This window comes from Pseudomonas sp. (assembly GCF_037994325.1).
In the GTDB taxonomy this organism is placed as follows: domain Bacteria; phylum Pseudomonadota; class Gammaproteobacteria; order Pseudomonadales; family Pseudomonadaceae; genus Aquipseudomonas.
Map to the genome: position 1 here is coordinate 1 of NZ_JBBNAH010000704.1, position 17,573 is coordinate 17,573.

At 60.7% G+C, this 17,573-nt stretch carries 16 protein-coding genes and 1 pseudogene; 4 read left to right on the plus strand and 13 right to left on the minus strand.

The annotated features are described in order from the left end of the window. The 11 genes from AAAB16_RS23215 to bioB all read right to left on the minus strand — a co-directional run. On the minus strand, window positions 1-1,058 hold a 1,058-nt coding region (locus tag AAAB16_RS23215), incomplete at its 3' end, for an acyl-CoA dehydrogenase family protein (protein ID WP_340665470.1). A 341-nt stretch (window positions 1,059-1,399) separates the two neighbouring features. Further along, window positions 1,400-3,193 carry an acyl-CoA dehydrogenase C-terminal domain-containing protein gene (locus AAAB16_RS23220; RefSeq protein WP_340665471.1) on the minus strand — a complete coding sequence of 598 codons (1,794 nt, stop codon included), beginning with the start codon at window positions 3,191-3,193 and terminating at the stop codon, window positions 1,400-1,402. Between the two features lie 131 nt (window positions 3,194-3,324). Then, the gene (locus tag AAAB16_RS23225; RefSeq protein WP_340665472.1) at window positions 3,325-4,617 is read right to left on the minus strand and encodes a GGDEF domain-containing protein; all 1,293 of its coding nucleotides are present in this window, start codon (window positions 4,615-4,617) and stop codon (window positions 3,325-3,327) included. 214 nt (window positions 4,618-4,831) lie between these two features. Next, complete coding sequence (locus AAAB16_RS23230) at window positions 4,832-6,637, minus strand: phenylacyl-CoA dehydrogenase (protein ID WP_340665473.1); 1,806 nt, start codon at window positions 6,635-6,637, stop codon at window positions 4,832-4,834. A 162-nt stretch (window positions 6,638-6,799) separates the two neighbouring features. Continuing rightward, window positions 6,800-7,561: a putative metalloprotease CJM1_0395 family protein gene (locus tag AAAB16_RS23235; RefSeq protein WP_340665474.1), complete on the minus strand. Its 762-nt coding sequence runs from the start codon at window positions 7,559-7,561 to the stop codon at window positions 6,800-6,802. A 67-nt stretch (window positions 7,562-7,628) separates the two neighbouring features. Next, window positions 7,629-7,868 carry a hypothetical protein gene (locus AAAB16_RS23240; protein ID WP_340665475.1) on the minus strand — a complete coding sequence of 80 codons (240 nt, stop codon included), beginning with the start codon at window positions 7,866-7,868 and terminating at the stop codon, window positions 7,629-7,631. A gap of 91 nt (window positions 7,869-7,959) precedes the next feature. After that, window positions 7,960-8,643, minus strand: a complete 684-nt coding sequence (gene bioD, locus AAAB16_RS23245) for a dethiobiotin synthase (protein ID WP_340665476.1) — start codon at window positions 8,641-8,643, stop codon at window positions 7,960-7,962. Between the two features lies 1 nt (window position 8,644). Further along, complete coding sequence (gene bioC, locus AAAB16_RS23250; protein WP_340665477.1) at window positions 8,645-9,445, minus strand: malonyl-ACP O-methyltransferase BioC; 801 nt, start codon at window positions 9,443-9,445, stop codon at window positions 8,645-8,647. Beyond that, window positions 9,438-10,169, minus strand: a complete 732-nt coding sequence (locus AAAB16_RS23255; RefSeq protein ID WP_340665478.1) for an alpha/beta fold hydrolase — start codon at window positions 10,167-10,169, stop codon at window positions 9,438-9,440. Before AAAB16_RS23255 ends, bioC begins: the two co-directional genes overlap by 8 nt. Beyond that, the gene (bioF, locus tag AAAB16_RS23260; protein WP_340665479.1) at window positions 10,162-11,334 is read right to left on the minus strand and encodes an 8-amino-7-oxononanoate synthase; all 1,173 of its coding nucleotides are present in this window, start codon (window positions 11,332-11,334) and stop codon (window positions 10,162-10,164) included. The genes AAAB16_RS23255 and bioF overlap by 8 nt, the downstream gene beginning before the upstream one ends. Before the next feature lie 65 nt (window positions 11,335-11,399). Continuing rightward, complete coding sequence (bioB, locus tag AAAB16_RS23265) at window positions 11,400-12,458, minus strand: biotin synthase BioB (RefSeq protein WP_340665480.1); 1,059 nt, start codon at window positions 12,456-12,458, stop codon at window positions 11,400-11,402. Window positions 12,459-12,547: 89 nt separating this feature from the next. On the opposite strand from bioB, the gene AAAB16_RS23270 reads away from it, so the two are divergent. The 3 genes from AAAB16_RS23270 to rarD all read left to right on the plus strand — a co-directional run bounded on the left by AAAB16_RS23270 (window position 12,548) and on the right by rarD (window position 15,306). Further along, window positions 12,548-13,294: a ComF family protein gene (locus AAAB16_RS23270; protein ID WP_340665481.1), complete on the plus strand. Its 747-nt coding sequence runs from the start codon at window positions 12,548-12,550 to the stop codon at window positions 13,292-13,294. Between the two features lie 66 nt (window positions 13,295-13,360). Beyond that, window positions 13,361-14,335 carry a serine/threonine protein kinase gene (locus AAAB16_RS23275; RefSeq protein WP_340665482.1) on the plus strand — a complete coding sequence of 325 codons (975 nt, stop codon included), beginning with the start codon at window positions 13,361-13,363 and terminating at the stop codon, window positions 14,333-14,335. A 71-nt stretch (window positions 14,336-14,406) separates the two neighbouring features. Beyond that, window positions 14,407-15,306 carry an EamA family transporter RarD gene (gene rarD / locus AAAB16_RS23280; protein WP_340665483.1) on the plus strand — a complete coding sequence of 300 codons (900 nt, stop codon included), beginning with the start codon at window positions 14,407-14,409 and terminating at the stop codon, window positions 15,304-15,306. Window positions 15,307-15,375: 69 nt separating this feature from the next. Here the strand turns inward: rarD and AAAB16_RS23285 are convergent, their stop codons facing one another. Continuing rightward, window positions 15,376-15,894 carry an ACT domain-containing protein gene (locus tag AAAB16_RS23285; RefSeq protein ID WP_340665484.1) on the minus strand — a complete coding sequence of 173 codons (519 nt, stop codon included), beginning with the start codon at window positions 15,892-15,894 and terminating at the stop codon, window positions 15,376-15,378. Between the two features lie 94 nt (window positions 15,895-15,988). Beyond that, window positions 15,989-16,441, minus strand: a complete 453-nt coding sequence (locus tag AAAB16_RS23290) for a GNAT family N-acetyltransferase (RefSeq protein WP_340665485.1) — start codon at window positions 16,439-16,441, stop codon at window positions 15,989-15,991. A gap of 316 nt (window positions 16,442-16,757) precedes the next feature. On the opposite strand from AAAB16_RS23290, the pseudogene AAAB16_RS23295 reads away from it, so the two are divergent. Next, a pseudogene (locus tag AAAB16_RS23295) lies at window positions 16,758-17,573 on the plus strand (malate synthase G); the annotation flags it as partial.

Consider the following 17,573-nt stretch of genomic DNA (forward strand, 5'->3'; position numbering starts at 1 on the left):
GTCAGCAACATGCGACGCACGTCTGGGTGGACGATGATCGGGTCAGCGACCTTGTCCTTGTTCTGCGCACCGGTCGGCGAACGGCTTTGCAGGCGGTCGCGGGCGTACTCGACGGCGTTCTGGTAAGAGCGCTCGCCAGAGGCCAGGCCCTGGATACCGACGCCCAGACGTTCGTAGTTCATCATGGTGAACATCGCGGCCAGGCCTTTGTTCGGGCCGTCGATGATGTAGCCGGTGGCGCCGTCGAAGTTCATCACGCAGGTAGCCGAACCCTGGATGCCCATTTTGTGTTCGATGGAACCGCAGCTCAGGGTGTTGCGCTCGCCTAGGCTGCCGTCGGCATTGACCATAAACTTGGGCACGAGGAACAGCGAAATACCTTTGGAGCCCGCTGGCGCGTCCGGCAGTTTTGCCAGCACCAAGTGGATGATGTTTTCGGTCAGGTCGTGTTCGCCGCCGGTGATAAAGATTTTCGTGCCGGTGACTTTGAACGAGCCATCGGCCTGCGGCTCGGCCTTGGTGCGAATAATGCCCAGGTCGGTGCCCGAGTGCGGTTCGGTCAGGCACATGGAGCCCGCCCAAACGCCGGCATACATATTCGGCAGGTAGGTTTCTTTCAGCTCTTCGCTGGCGTGGGCGTTGATCGACAAGCAAGCGCCTGCAGTCAGCATCGGGTACAGGCCAAACGACAAGTTGGCGGCGTTGAGCATTTCCTCAACTTGGGCGCCGAGCACTTTCGGCATGCCCATGCCGCCATAGGCCGGGTCGCCACCGACGCCAACCCAGCCGCCTTCGCCATAAATTTTGTAGGCCTCTGGGAAACCAGCCGGAGTGTTGACCACGGTGTCTTTCCAGCGGCAGCCTTCTTCGTCGCCACTACGGTTTAGCGGGGCGATGGTTTTGGCAGTGACCTTGCCGGCTTCTTCGAGGATCGCCTCGGCGGTGTCGGCATCGACGATTTCCGCCAATGCAGGCAGTTGCTGCCAGAGCTTGGAAACCTCAAACACTTCATTGAGGACAAAACGCATATCGCGCAGGGGTGCTTTGTAGTCGGCCATGTGACGATCCTCGAACGATCCAACGGTGCGGCCCTTGGGCCGGGATGACGCAGGCTTCGGAGTTTACCCGAACAACTTTTCAGACACATAGGGTCATGGTGAGACCGATAAGTCACACCTCAGTCACAACGATGACCCGGTCAGTCCCCTCTCCCGCTTGCGGGAGAGGGCTAGGGAGAGGGTGCTTTTGATTGTAAAAATTGGAGCGGCCCAACCCTCCCCCCAACCCCTCTCCCGTAAACGGGCGAGGGAGCTCTAGCACCTTCAGCTCCAAGCCTGTTGATCGACCCCATAAACAAACAAGCCCGCTTGAAAGCGGGCTTGTTTGTTTCACTGCAACCTTAGCCGGCGAACTGCTCCGCGCTCAGTTGCATCAAGCTTTCACTCCCCGCCTCCACACCCGCGCGGTGCACCAAGGTGCGTGGCAGCAGACGTTTGAAGTAGAAGTCGGAGGTCGCCAGTTTGGCTTTGTAGAACTCGGCATCGCCGCTGCCGGCGTCGAGCTTTTCCTGAGCCACCACGGCCATACGCAGCCAGAAGTAGGCGAGCACCACGTAGCCGGAGAACATCAGGTAGTCGGTGGCCGCGGCGCCCACTTCATCGGGGTTTTTCATCGCCGCCATGCCGACTTTGGTGGTCAGTTCGCCCCAGTCTTTGTTCAACGCCGCGAGCTGGCCGAACTGCGCTTGCAACTGCGGGTGGGCGGCGTTGGCTTCGCAGAATTTGTGCACCAGCTTGGTAAAGCCGCGCAGCAGTTTGCCTTGGCTACCGAGGACCTTGCGGCCGAGCAAGTCGAGGGCCTGGATGCCGTTGGTGCCTTCGTAAAGCAGGGCGATACGGCAGTCACGTACCAGTTGCTCCATGCCCCATTCGCGGATAAAGCCGTGGCCGCCGAACACCTGCATACCGTGGTTGGTTACCTCAAGACCGGTCTCGGTCATAAAGGCTTTGCAGATAGGTGTGAGGAAGGCCAGCAGGTCTTCGGCTTGCTGGCGTTGTTCGGCGCTTTCGGCGTGCAACTCATCAAGCAGTTGCGCACAGAAGTAGGCCAGGGCGCGGTTGCCTTCGTTAAAGGCTTTCATGGTCAGCAGCATGCGCCGCACGTCGGGGTGGACGATGATCGGGTCGGCGGATTTCTCCGGGGCTTTGGCGCCGGTCAGCGAGCGCATTTGCAGGCGCTCGGTGGCGTATTTCAACGCGCCCTGGTAGCTGGTTTCGCCCAAGCACAAGCCCTGCATACCAGTGCCCAAGCGCGCATGGTTCATCATGGTGAACATGCAGTTGAGGCCTTTGTTCAGCTCACCGATCAGGAAGCCCTTGGCGTTATCAAAGTTGATCACGCAGGTGGCTGAGCCTTTGATGCCCATTTTGTGTTCGATAGAGCCGCAGCTCACCGCGTTACGCTCGCCGGCTTCACCGTCAGCGCCGGGCAGAAACTTGGGCACGATAAACAGCGAGATGCCTTTGGTGCCAGCGGGTGCATCCGGCAGCTTGGCCAGCACCAGGTGGACGATGTTGTTGCTCATATCGTGCTCACCGGAGGAGATAAAAATCTTGCTGCCGGTGAGTGCGTAGCTGCCGTCGGCCTGGGGCACAGCGCGGGTTTTGATCAGGCCCAAGTCGGTGCCGCAGTGGGCTTCGGTCAGGCACATGGTGCCGGTCCAACTGGCGGCGGTCATGCGGGTCAGGTAGGCCTGTTTTTGTTCTTCGCTGCCGTGGGCGTGAATCGCCGCCATGGCGCCTTGGGTCAGGCCTGGGTACATGCCCCAGGCGTAGTTGCTGGAGCCGATCATTTCGCTGAACAGCAGGCCCAGCGAGTGCGGCAGGCCTTGGCCGCCATAAGTGGGGTCGACCGACAGGCTCATCCAACCGCCCTCGGCGAACTGTTGGAATGCTTCTTTAAAGCCGGTTGGGGTGGTGACCACGCCATTGTCGAAGCGGCACTCTTCTTCATCACCGGAACGGTTCAGCGGCGCGATCACTTGCTCGCAGAACTTCGCCCCTTCTTCGAGAATGGCATTGACCATGTCCGGCGAAGCGTCGGTCGCGCCCATGGCCGCGTAGCCGGCGTGGAAGTCGAACACTTCGTCGACCAGAAAGCGCATATCGCGCAGGGGAGCCTTGTATTCGGGCATGGACATTCTCCTTGGCAGGGACGCGGTAAGCGTCTTCGAGGCCGACACGCTACTGCCGGCCTGCTACCTGGGACAATCACCGTGCGCGCGCTGAATGCGCGCCTATAAGCGCAGCGGTCGCGCGCCTGAGCCTATTGCGCGGTGGCCGCGACGCGCACCGCGCCACGACGGTTCTGGCCATGCTGCACCACGCAGTTGCGCCCCGCCGCCTTGGCCGCATAAAGCGCGCGGTCGGCGGCCTTGATCACCTCTTCCGGGGTGCGTTGGTCGTTTTCTTTTTCTGCCACGCCGATGCTAACCGTGACCGTCACGCTGGTGGCCGCTGCCGCACCACGACGCTGTTTGCCTTTGCTGTCGTTTTGCGGGCGATTGCCTTTGTCGCGCAGTTGGATCACATAGCTTTCCACAGCCTGACGCACCACTTCCAAGTGCGGCTTGCACTCTTCAAGGGTCTTGCCGGAAAACACCAAGGTGAATTCTTCGCCGCCATAGCGGTAGGCCTTACCGCCGCCACCGATCTTGCGCAGTTGGTTGGCGACTACGCGCAGCACTTGGTCGCCGACATCGTGGCCGTGGGTGTCGTTGAATTTCTTGAAGTGGTCAACGTCGGCCATGGCGATCACATAGTTACGCCCCAGGCGCGGCAGGCGCTCGTTCAACGAGCGGCGGCCGGGCAAGCCGGTGAGCTCATCGCGAAAGGCCATTTGATAAGCCTCGTGTGCCACGGCTACGGCCAGAATCAGCATCACTTGGCTGCTCATTACATTGAGGCCGTGGGGCAACAGAAAGGTTTTCGGCAGCATCCAGAACAAACCGATCAGCCCGACAATCTGCGCGGCATGCAGCGGCCGCGGTTTGCGGATGTACTGGGTGATCAAGCCGATAAAGGCCAGCAGGAAAATCGGGTACGCCAGCTGCACCATGCTCATCCACTCGCCATGCAGGGAAGGCCAACGGATTTGCGCCAGCCATTCCAGCATGCCCTGTGGATAACGCTGCGCCAGGCCCAACGCCACGGCGCCGATGGCCAATAGCACGGCAGAACGGGCCACCAGATCGCGCACCAAGTGCGTGCGCTCCTGCCAACCGGCGTAGATGCCGTAAAGCAGCGGCAGCAGCAAACTGCACAGGTGGAACACCAGCGCAGCGTCATCGCGGGCCTTACCGGTGCTGCGGAAATAGTCGGCCTGGGTGTCGAGCACAAAGTAGGCGCAATACACCACCACCAGCAGAAACAGCTCGCGCTGACGGGAATAGATCAGACAAAACGCACCGCCAAGGCTGAGCAACAGCGTCGGCAGCACGTTAAACAGGGAGGTAAAAAACTCATTGAGCAGCGTCAAACTGGCAGCCGCTACCCCTACCACCAGCAGTAGCAGCGAGGGAATGAAATGGCTGAGACGAACTGCTTTTAAGCGATCCACGGCATCGTTCCACCGGTCGCCGGACACAGGCGACAAACCGCTGGCATTTTGCCTACTTCTGACGCGTTCGGCACCCGTTCGTAACAGGTTTGTGCGCCGCATTAGGTTTTGCCCTTATGGGCTATGTCCATAGGGTGTGCCGCGAAACGCCCATAAAAAAACCGCCCGCCGGTGAGGGCGAGCGGTTCTTTTCAAGCGGTGTAACCGTTACAACTTAGTAGCCCAGGGCGAAGTCTTCTTCGGCCAGGTCCATCAGGTTGTTGGCGCCCGACAGCATGGCTTCTACGTGCGCACGGGTGCGCGGCAGAATACGCTGGAAGTAGAAGCGCGCGGTTTGCAGCTTGGCTTTGTAGAAAGCTTCTTCGTCTGTGCCGGCAGCCAGCTTCTCAGCCGCTACGCGCGCCATGTCGGCCCAGAAGTACGCCAGGCAGGTGTAGCCGGAGTACATCAGGTAATCGACCGAAGCTGCACCGACTTCTTCGCGGTCTTTCATCGCCGCCATACCAATTTTCATGGTCAGCTCGCCCCACTCTTTGTTCAGCTTGGCCAGCGGGCCGGTGAACTCAGCAACGGCTTCGTTACCTTCGTTGGCTTGAACAAACTTGTGCACGATCTTGGTGAAACCTTTGAGGGCTTCGCCTTGGGTCTGCAGGACTTTACGACCCAACAGGTCGAGCGCCTGAATACCAGTGGTGCCTTCGTACAGCATGGAAATGCGGCTGTCGCGAACGTTCTGCTCCATGCCCCACTCGGCGATAAAGCCGTGGCCGCCGTAGATTTGCACGCCGTGGTTAGCCGCTTCAAAGCCGACTTCGGTCATAAATGCTTTGGCGATTGGTGTGAGGAAGGCCAGCAGAGCATCGGCCTTCTTCTTGGCTTCTTCGTCTTGGCTGTACTTGACGATGTCCACTTGCTGCGCGGTGAAGTAAACCATTGCGCGGTTGCCTTCGGCGAACGCTTTCATGGTCAGCAGCATGCGACGTACGTCAGGGTGCACGATGATCGGGTCAGCGGCTTTGTCCGGCGCTTTCGGGCCAGTCAGCGAGCGCATTTGCAGACGCTCACGGGCGTATTTCAGGCCACCCTGGAAACCGATTTCAGCGTGGGCCAGGCCTTGCAGCGCGGTACCCAGGCGAGCGGTGTTCATAAAGGTGAACATGCAGTTCAGACCTTTGTTGGCTGGACCGATCAGGAAACCGGTGGCGCCATCAAAGTTCATCACGCAGGTAGCGTTACCGTGGATGCCCATCTTGTGCTCAAGCGAGCCACAGGAAACAGCGTTACGCGAGCCCACGCTGCCGTCGGCATTGACGTTGAACTTCGGCACGATGAATAGCGAAATACCTTTGGTGCCCTGCGGGGCGTCCGGCAGGCGAGCCAGAACGATATGGACGATGTTGTCGGCCATGTCGTGTTCGCCAGCGGAAATAAAGATTTTGGTGCCGGAAACTTTGTACGAGCCGTCCGCTTGCGGTTCAGCTTTGGTACGCAGCATGCCCAGGTCGGTACCGCAGTGCGGTTCGGTCAAGCACATGGTGCCAGTCCACTCGCCCGATACCAGTTTGGTCAGGTAGGTGTGCTGTTGTTCGGCGGTGCCGTGCTCGGAGATGGTGTTCATGGCACCGTGCGACAGGCCTGGGTACATGCCCCACGACCAGTTCGAGCTGCCGACCATTTCGCTGAGCACCAGGCCGAGCGATTCCGGCAAGCCTTGGCCACCGTGTTCAACGTCGTGCGACAGGCTTGGCCAGCCGCCTTCAACGTATTGTTTGTAGGCTTCTTTAAAGCCAGTCGGGGTTTTCACACCGGACTCGCTCCAGGTGCAGCCTTCCAGGTCGCCAACGCGGTTCAGCGGCGACAGCACTTGCTCACAAAACTTGGCGCCTTCTTCAAGGATGGCATCAACCATGTCTGGAGTGGCGTCAGCACAAGCTGGCAGGCTCTGATAGTGCGCTTCGTAGCCGAGCAATTCGTCACGTACAAAACGAATGTCACGCAAGGGGGCCTTGTAATCAGGCATAGCGGTAACCTCTACGATGGGTCCTAGATGGGTGACCGGCTTTGCGGTCTGGTGCGAGATCTCTCTCGATTGCCCGGCGGCTAGGATTCAGCCCAGCAATCAAACAGGCGTTTGAAACATACGTTTACGCCCACACCTTGTCAAGCGTCCCCCTACAGCGCTTTACGCGATTGCCACGAGCTGCGGCGTGGTATCGAGGGGCGCAGCAACAGACTGATACACCTGAAGTGAAGCTGCTGCACTGGGGTTTTGTGCGTTATCGGTGCTGGGCGAATCGCTAGCGGCAGAATCAGGCTCGGTTTTTTCCTGCTGCTTTTTCTCGGCTTGCTCCATGGCGTCGGCGCGCCGCTGCTGTGCCAGTTCTGCCCGCGCGGCAGCGGCCAAGCCTTGGGCCTGCGCGGCGACACGCAGGTCTTGGGCTGACGGATCAGCCGGCGCCAGCGCGGCGCGCATCACCACTTCCATCTTGCTGATGGTCGCGGCCGGGTCATTGGCCACGGCGCTGACATCGATACCCACCTCACCGCCCACGGCATAGGACTTGCCATCCGGTCCACGCTGCATGGTGAAGCTGGGCGAACCCGCGTAAGCGCCGCCGACCGAAGCGTGGGCTTGCTCATGGGAACGCACATCGGCATCGCGGCTGGATAACTCGGCAATGGCCTGGCGATCCATCTGCTGCTGTTGTGGGTTGGCTTGCTCGGCATTACTGGTGTCTTTCGACGGCTCAGCGTTTTGCCCGGCAGCGTCTTTATCTGCCGCAGCCAAACGCGTGCCGGCGGCCGACAAGGTGACGGTGCTATCTGGTGAGGCAGTCAGGGAAGAAGAGGAAGTATCAGCAGCGCTGACCTTAGGCGTGCGCCATTGCGCTGGCAGCGACGCCTGCGTAGAGGAAGACTGAACCGCAGCACTGCCAATTTGCATGGGCACCTCTGCGCGCCCGGGATAAAACAGGCCCGGTCAACTCAACCGGGCAGGCGCACTGAGTACCTCAGGCGCGGATATCGATCAAGGTGCCGAGCACCTCGTCACTGGTTTCGATCACTTTAGCGCCAGCCTGCGCTTCGGTTTTGCCGACGCTCAGTTGCACCAGATTGTCCGCCGTATCGGCGGCGTCGGAGTTGCGCGTCACCGTGTTGCTGGCGATATCGGATGCCGCCTGGTCGATCCGGCGCTGGCCGGATTGCACGGTACTTAACCCGGAGCTGAATGCACTACCCGAGATTTCCATCGCCAACCTCACAAAGAGAAATTACTGACGCCAATTTAAGCAGATCGCGCTCAAAAAACGTACAAACAAAAGGCTATCGGTTTGCCACTGTTTATAGCGCTAAACGCGCCACGTGTAGCTGGTCAGCTACGTTTTCGGCACTGGCATTGGCCAAACGCGGCACCTGGCCCAGGCAAGGCGCAGCCAATAAGGCGGTGAGCGTGGCGAGGTTATCGTTCAGGCGCGAGGTAGCTGGGTCGACGATATTGGCCACCCAACCAGCCAGACGCAGGCCGTCGCGGGCGATGGCTTCGGCAGTCAGCACCGCGTGGTTAATACAGCCCAAGCGCACGCCGACCACCAGGATCACCGGCAAACCAAGGGCCACGGGCAAATCGGAGAGATAACCGCCGTCGCCCAGCGGCACGCGCCAACCGCCCGCGCCCTCCACTACGGTGAAATCCGCGCCTTGGTTAAGCACATGGCGTACCGGCGCCAGCAAAACCGCAGCGCTTAACTCAACCCCCGCCTCGCACGCCGCCAGATGCGGGGCAATCGCCGGGGCGAAGGCAAACGGATTGACCTCGGCATAACTCAGCGGCAACGAACACTGGCCCAACAGCGCCAGCGCATCACTGTTGCGAAACCCTTCAGCCGTGGCTTCGCTACCCGAAGCCACCGGTTTGCACGCCGCGGTACTCAGCCCTTGGCGCCGTGCAGCGCAGAGCAGGCCGGCGGCGATGGTGGTTTTGCCGACTTCGGTGTCGGTGCCGGCAATAAAAAATGCAGCAGTCATATCAACCTTCTTTTCGCAGCACGGCGTACAGCACTTGGTAGGTCGCTGGCAGCCCCTGGGGCTGACGGAAGCGCTCATAAGCGTCGATCAACGCCAGGATGCGCGCACGCCCCGTCAAACCACCTGGACGGCCAGGGTTTATGTTGTGGGCGCCAAGGGCTTTGAGTTCATGGGTCAGGCTGCGCACGTCGGGGTAATGCAGCACATGGGGCTGAACGTGCAGGCTCAGGGGGTGCAAACCACTGTCGGCGCATAGCTGTTGGTAGTCGCTGAACTGACGGAAGCGGTTAACGTGCACATGGCCATCCACGGCCTGCCAGCTATCACGCAGCTCTTGCAGGGTGCCAACGCACAGGCTGCTAAACGCCAGCACGCCGCCGGGGCGCAGCACGCGTTTGGCTTCGCTCAGCACCGCGGTGAAGTCGCCACACCACTGCACCGCCAAGCTGGAAAACAGTAAGTCACGACTGCTATCGCGTAGCGGCAGGCGCTCGGCGTCGCCGGCAATAAAGTGCGTGGCGCCGCCCAACGGTTGCGCGTGAGCCAGCATGCCTTCGGCGATATCCAGGGCCATGCCTGGGGCCGAGGCGAAACGCTCGCCAAGGGCGCGGGTGAAATAACCGGTGCCACAGCCGATATCCAGCCAGTCGGCAGGGCTTAGCGCAGCGGGCAATAGCTCCAGCAGATGATGGCCGACAGCACGCTGCAATTCGGCCACGCTGTCGTAGCTGGCTGCAGCGCGGGAAAAGGACGCGGCGACCTGACGTTTATCCGGCAGACCGCTATCAAAACTTTCAGTCATCGCCCGACTCATGCAAAAACGCCTGGATAGCCGCCGCCACTTCATGGGGGCGCTCCAACACAAAGGCGTGGCTGGCCTGTTCAATCAGGCCCACTTCTACGTCCGCTAACAGTTCCAGCAAGGCACCCGCGGCCTCCGCGGGAACCAGCGCGTCAGCGCCCGCAAAGAGATGCAGCTGCGGACCGGCAAACGCCTGCAACGCGGCGCGGGTATCAAGGGCGGCCAGCACCTGCAGACCGTGCAGCAGCTCTGCAGGCGAGATGCTCGGCGCACCCGCCGCCAACGCGCGGGACACACTGCGCGCCTCGTCGGCGCCTTGGGCGCAGAGCAGGCTGAAGCGCTTAAGGGTGGCCACGGGGTTTACTTCACAGCCTTGTAGAAAGGCGCTGAAGTCTGCGGCGGGCATCGCCTGCGGCCACCCTTGGCTGGCGACAAAGTTGCTGTTGCTGGCTAACGTCAGCAGCCCGCAGCAACGCTCGCCGCGCCGCGCCGCCAGCTCGCTGGCCAGCATGCCACCCAGCGACCAGCCGCCCAGCCAGCAATCGGTTGGAAGCGTGGCATCCAACTCATCCAGCCAGTCGCCAGGCTCGCTAGAGCCCAACGTCGGCAACGCTTCGATCTGTACATGCAAGCGCTCATCCAAACCTTTCAAGGCCGCCGCCAACGGCTCCAGCGGCGCGTTGCCCAAGCCCCAGCCGGGCAGCAGCACCAGGCGATTACGCATCAGCCGCCCCCAGCAGCGCCCAACAATCGGCCAGGCCATTTAACAACTGCTGCACCTGCGCTTGGCTATGCGCCGCCGACAACGTCACCCGCAACCGCGCGCTACCCGCCGGAACAGTGGGCGGGCGAATGGCGGTCACCATCAGCCCACGCTCACGCAGCATCTGCGACAAGCGCAGGGCACGGCCGGCATCGCCAATCACAATGGGTTGAATCGGGGTAAAGCTGTCCATCAGCTCCAGGCCGATATCCAGCGCGCCCTTGCGGAACTGGGCGATCAAGCTATTCAAGTGCTCGCGGCGCCAGTGTTCAGTGCGCAGCAGTTGCAGGCTTTTCAGCGTGGCGCAGGCCAACGCTGGCGGCTGGCTGGTGGTGTAGATATAGGGGCGGGCGAACTGCACCAGGGTTTCGATCAGCTCTTCGCTACCGGCAACAAAAGCGCCTGCCGTGCCAAAGGCTTTGCCCAGGGTGCCGACCAACACCGGCACATCCTCCATGCTCAAACCGTAATGCTCGACGATACCGCCGCCATTGGCGCCCAGCGGGCCAAAGCCGTGGGCGTCGTCAACCATCAGCCAGGCGCCGGCAGTTTTGCAGGTGGCGGCGAGGGTCGGCAGGTCGGCGAGGTCACCGTCCATGCTAAACACCCCATCCGTCACCACCAAGGTATTGCCCTCTGCCTTGGCAATACGCAGGCACAAGCTGTCGGCGTCGTTGTGCAGGTAACGGGAAAAGCGCGCGCCGCTGAGCAGCCCGGCATCCAATAACGACGCGTGGTTCAGCCGATCTTCCAGCACCGTATCGCCCTGCCCCACCAGCGCGGTGACGGCGCCGAGGTTGGCCATATAACCGGTGGAAAACAGCAGCGCACGCGGCCGGCCGGTGAGCTCGGCCAGGGCTTCTTCCAGCTCATGGTGCGGGGTGCTGTGGCCGATCACCAAATGCGACGCGCCGCCACCCACGCCCCAGCGTTCGGCACCGGCTTGCCAGGCGGCGATCACCTCGGGGTGATTGGCCAAGCCCAGGTAGTCGTTATTGCAAAAGGCTAAGAGCGCCTGGCCGTCGACCACCACGTGCGGGCCTTGCGGGGTTTCCAGCAACGGGCGATGGCGGTAGAGGTTGTCGGCACGGCGCGCGGCCAGGCGGGAGGAGAGATCAAAGCTCATGGGCAGGCATCTTTGCATTCCGCCACCGCCCCCGTAGGGACAGGTGGCGGCGGGTAAATCGAAGGTCAGGCTGATGCTGCGTCGTAGAACAGCTCGCCGTTTTTCTGCTCAATCAGCGCTTGTTCGATGGCGGCTTGGTGCACTTCGTCAGCGTGTTCTTCGCGCTCTTCCGGTTTGATCCCCAGACGGCTGAACAGCAGCATGTCTTTGTCGGCTTGTGGGTTGGCGGTAGTCAGCAGTTTTTCGCCGTAGAAAATCGAGTTGGCGCCGGCAAAGAACGCCAGGGCCTGCATTTGCTCGTTCATCGCTTCACGGCCAGCGGATAAACGCACGTGGGATTTGGGCATCAAGATGCGCGCCACGGCCAGCATACGGATGAAGTCGAACGGGTCGACGTCTTCGGCGTTTTCCAGCGGCGTGCCCTGCACCTTCACCAACATATTGATCGGCACCGATTCCGGGTGCTCGGGCAAGTTGGCCAGTTGAATCAGCAGGCCGGCGCGATCGTCCAGCGACTCGCCCATGCCGAGGATGCCGCCGGAGCAGACTTTCATGCCGGCATCACGCACGTAGGCCAGGGTTTGCAGGCGTTCGCTGTAGGTGCGGGTGGTGATGATGCTGCCGTAGAACTCAGGCGAGGTGTCGAGGTTGTGGTTGTAGTAATCCAGGCCGGCCTCAGCCAGGGCGCTGGTTTGCTCTTTATCCAGCTTGCCCAGGGTCATGCAGGTTTCCAGGCCCAAGGCCTTTACGCCTTTAACCATTTGCAGCACGTAGGGCATGTCTTTGGCGGAGGGGTGTTTCCACGCCGCACCCATGCAGAAACGGGTAGAACCGATGGCCTTGGCTTCCGCTGCGGCCTCCAGAACTTTCTGCACTTCCATCAATTTTTGTTTATCCAGGCCGGTGTTGTAGTGGCCGGATTGCGGGCAGTACTTACAGTCTTCCGGGCAGGCGCCGGTTTTGATCGAGAGCAAGGTAGAAACCTGCACGCGGTTGGCATCGAAATGCGCGCGGTGCACGGTTTGCGCCTGAAAGAGCAGGTCGTTGAAGGGCTGTTGAAAAAGCGCCTTAACCTCAGCAAGGGACCAATCGTGACGCAGGTTAGGGGTAGTGCTGGCGCTCATCGGGTAATCCTTCTTGTAGTCGTGCGTTGGGCGATGAAAAAAATGCCCACAAACGCGGTATGGATGTTCGGCATAGTTAAGGAAGCGAAATGCGCTGTCAACCAAATGCATGGAGGCAGGTTTACAACTGGTTAAATAGTGAGCAGGCATGTTTGTTATGCGATGGCCGCTGCGCAGGTCCATTGCCCATTTGCTCGCCGTGCAAAGCCGAGTTGCCGTGGCTGGAACAGCAATGTCGGATCTGCGCCTTGCCCTTGCCGGCTGCCGCAATGGTCTGCGGTGAATGCCAGAACAAACCGCCCTACTTCGATCACGTACAAACACCCTGGCACTACGGCTTTCCGGTCGACGCATTAATCACGCGCTTTAAGCACCACGGCAAGTGGCCTTTGGGACGTCTGCTCGGCAGCCTTTTGTCACACCACCTGCAAAACGCTTTTGCCCAAGGCCTGCCCCGCGCCGATTTGCTGCTACCAGTACCCTTGGGCAAACAGCGCCTGCGCCAACGCGGCTTTAACCAGGCCGGCATGCTCGCCGACTGGCTGCACACGCACTTACAACTGCCAAGTCAAAACCACCTGCTGCGCCGCGCACGGGAAACCGATGCGCAGCAGGACCTTGATGCTGCCGCCCGCCAGCGCAACCTGCGCAATGCCTTTGCCTTGACCGACCCCAGCCGGGTAAAGCACAAGCACGTGGCGCTGGTCGATGACGTACTCACCACTGGCGCCACCGCTAACAGCCTGGCGCGGCTGCTGAAAAAAGCCGGCGCCCGGCGGGTAGATGTGTATTGCCTGGCGCGTACGCCGAAGCCCGGCGGCTTTTGCCCCCAATGAGGCGCGAAGCCCACGCGCGTCATGATCCAGGCGTACACTGGCGCCCCACGCCGCCTGGAACGCCCCATGAGCCACCCCTTTGCAGACCTTACGCCCGACCTGGTTCTTGATGCCGTTGAAAGCATCGGGTTTCTCAGCGACGCCCGGGTAATGGCGCTCAATAGCTACGAAAACCGCGTGTATCAGGTGGGCATCGAAGACAGTCAGCCGCTGATTGCCAAGTTCTACCGCCCGGCGCGCTGGAGCGATGCGGCGATTCTGGAAGAGCACAGCTTTACCGCCGAGCTGGCTGATTGCGAAGTACCAGTGGTGGCGCCGCTGCTGCACAACGGCAAAACCCTGTTCGAGCACAGAGGCTTTCGCTTCACCCTGTTCCCGCGTCGCGGCGGCCGCGCGCCAGAGCCGGGCAACCTTGATCAGCTCTATCGCCTTGGCCAACTGCTCGGTCGCTTGCATGGCGTCGGTGCCAGCAAGCCGTTTGAGCATCGCGACGAATTGACCGTGCAGAACTTTGGCCGCGACTCGCTCACCACGCTGCTGGAAGGCAACTTCATTCCCAAAAGCCTATTGCCGGCCTATGAATCAGTAGCCCGCGATGCACTAAAACGAGTGGAAGATATTTACGCCGCCACGCCGTACCAGGCGATTCGCATGCACGGCGACTGCCACCCCGGCAATATGATGTGCCGCGACGAAGTGTTCCATATCGTCGACCTCGACGACGCGCGCATGGGTCCAGCGGTGCAGGACTTGTGGATGATGCTTGCCGGCGATCGCCAAGAGCGCCTGAGCCAACTGGCCGAACTGGTGGATGGCTACCAAGAATTCCACGACTTTAACCCGCGCCAACTGCCGCTGATTGAAGCCCTGCGTACCCTGCGTTTGATGCACTACAGCGCCTGGCTGGCGCGGCGTTGGGATGACCCGGCGTTCCCCATGAGTTTTCCCTGGTTTGGCAGCGAGCGTTATTGGGGCGAGCAGATTCTGATCTTGCGCGAGCAATTGTCCGCCCTCCAGGAAGAGCCCCTGCGGCTGTTCTAATCGGCCATCTGGGGGTTGGTCGCCAGCCGCCAGCCCCCTAGAATGACCGGCCAGTCGTCTGAGGTTTCCCCATGCAAGCCGCCAACCCGCGCCGCGGGTATCTGCTCGGAATTTCCGCGTACACCATCTGGGGCTTGTTCCCGCTCTATTTCAAAGCCATCGCACAAGTGCCGGCGCTGGAGATCATCGCCCACCGTATTTTGTGGTCGGCCCTGTTTGGCGCCCTGCTGCTATTAGTGTGGAAGCACCCCAAGTGGTTTAGCGAACTGCGCAGCAACCCGCGCCGCTTTGCCGTGTTGGTGGGCAGCGGCGCACTGATTGCGGTGAACTGGCTGGTATACGTCTGGGCGGTGAATAACGGCCGCATGCTGGAAGCCAGCCTGGGTTACTACATCAATCCGCTGATCAACGTACTGCTCGGCATGCTGCTGCTCGGCGAACGCTTGCGGCGCCTGCAATGGCTGGCGGTGGCGTTGGCCAGTATCGGCGTGGCGCAGCAATTGTGGCTCGCCGGGCATGTGCCGTGGGTATCGCTGGCGCTGGCATTTTCCTTCGCCTTTTACGGCTTGATCCGCAAGCAAGCGCCGGTGGCAGCGCTGCCAGGGTTGGTGGTGGAAACCTGGTTATTGGTGCCGTTCGCCATTGTTTGGCTGGCGATGAACCCTAACGCCGTAAGTATGCAAGCGAGCTTCTGGACCAGCACGCAACTGCTTTGGCTCGCCGCTGCCGGGCCAGTCACCCTGGTGCCGCTGCTGTGCTTTAACGCTGCGGCGCGGCACCTGCCCTACGCGGCGCTGGGCTTCTTGCAATACGTAGCGCCCACCCTGGTACTGCTACAAGCGGTGCTGCTCTTTGGTGAGCACTTAAGCTCCAGCACGCTGATCGCCTTCGCCTTTATCTGGACGGCGCTAGCGGTTTACAGCGTGGATGCGTGGCGCAGTTTGCAGCGCTCCAAGCTGCCACCGGTGTAAATGCTGGTGCGCACAGCACACCCTACGGACCAGCGTGCGCTCGTAGGGTGTGCCAAGCGCAACAAGCCGCTACTCGTCACTGCGCAGCACTAGCTCAACCATCAGATCATCGGCCAGCGTTTCCAAACGAGCTTGCAGCACCTCCAGCGTCACGCTTAGCGGCACGGCTAACACCGCCTCGGCATGAAACAACAGCTCGCTGCTCATCGGCGCCGGCGATACGTCAGTAACCAGGCTTTCAACGTTGACCCCCAACTCGCTTAGCACCCGGGTGATATCGCGCACGATCCCAGGGCGGTCGTTGCCGACCAAGTCGAGCTGAATCGGCTTGCAGGTTTGTTCCGGATCGCTACCGCCTTCGGCCAGTAGCACGCGAATACCTTGGGCGTTCAGCGCCTGCAGCGAAGCCACCAACGCCTCAGAAGCATTAGCCGGCACGCTGACTTTAAGAATGCCGGCAAACTGCCCGGCCATGCGCGACATACGGCTTTCCAGCCAGTTGCCGCCATGGGTGGAAATGCAGCTGGCGAGTTTTTCCACCAGGCCGGGTTGGTCTGCGGCTATTACGGTCAGGACCAAATGGTTCACGTGGGGTAACTCCTTGGGCGTTGAATCGATTGGTGCGCACAGCTCACCCTACGGCGGCGTGCGGGCTGTGTAGGGTGTGCTGCGCGACCAGCTTTTAGGTCGGCTGCACGCTGAGCCAATAGGTTAAATACACCTCGTCTTTCACATAGCCAAGCCGCTCATACAACGCTTGACCGGCCAGGTTGGTTTTCGCTGTTTCCAGTTGCAATCCACAAGCCCCATGGGCCTCAGCATGGGCGCGCGCTGCATTCATCAGCACCTCGCCCACACCTTGGCGACGGGCATTGGGGCTAACAAACAAATCACTCAGCAAAAACGCCGGCGCCAAGGCCAGCGATGATAAAAACGGGTACAGCTGGACGAAACCTTGCGCCACACCGGCGTCATCGCGGGCCAGCAGCAGAGTCGAATCACCGTTGCGCAGACGAGCGGCAAGAAATTCGTGAATTACCTCAAGCGGCCGCGGCACTTGGTAAAACGCCAGGTAACCGGCAAACAACTGTGCAAGCTCAGCCAAGTCGCTTTCGACCACTGCTTTTACGGGCATGTACGGCGCTCCATATGGGGTTGCGGCAGTATAGGCACAAGCCTTGATTGGCTGCTGCCAGGTAGTAACACTACAAAATCGTGTACCAAATGCAGATTTTTCTGGAACAAAACCCCTGTTTTTTGAGAACATCCGCGCCCTTGTTGTGACCGCCAAGGCCCAGCCCAGTCGCGGTTCGACGCGCGCCCGCTGATTTTCCCCCGATCATGATGTAGTATGCCGCGCCACGGACTACAAGACGGCTAACGCCCAGTCCGTAAGGGCTATCCGCAGTGAGCTATTGAGTACAGCTAAGAGCTGAGCAGAGAGGCAAGTAATGACTGAGCGCGTTCAAGTCGGTGGCCTGCAGGTCGCCAAAGTCCTGTTCGACTTCGTAAACAACGAAGCCATCCCCGGTACCGGGATTTCTGCCGAGCAGTTCTGGGAAGGTGCGCAAAGCGTCATTAATGACCTTGCACCGAAGAACAAAGCACTACTCGCCAAACGTGACGACTTCCAGGCCAAAATCGACGCCTGGCACCAAGCACGTGCTGGCCAGGCGCATGACGCCGTGGCTTACAAAGCCTTCCTGACTGAAATTGGTTACCTGCTGCCAGAAGTCGCAGATTTCCAAGCCACTACCCAAAACGTTGACGAAGAAATCGCCCACATGGCCGGCCCACAGCTGGTAGTGCCGGTGATGAACGCCCGTTTCGCCCTCAACGCCTCCAACGCCCGCTGGGGTTCGCTTTACGATGCCCTGTACGGCACCGATGCGATCAGCGAAGAAGGCGGCGCCGAGAAAGGCAAGGGTTACAACAAGGTTCGTGGTGACAAGGTTATCGCCTTCGCCCGTGCCTTCCTCGACGAAGCCGCGCCATTGGCTGCTGGCTCCCACGTTGATTCCACCGCCTACAAAATCATCGACGGCAAACTGGTGGTCGGCCTTAAAGGCGGCAGCAACACCGGCCTGCGTGACGATGCGCAACTGATCGGTTTCCAAGGCCCGGCTAACGCGCCGGTGGCCGTGTTGCTCAAGCACAACGGCCTGCACTTTGAAATCCAGATCGACGCCGCCAGCCCCATCGGCCAAACCGATGCCGCCGGCGTGAAAGACGTGCTGATGGAAGCCGCGCTGACCACCATCATGGAC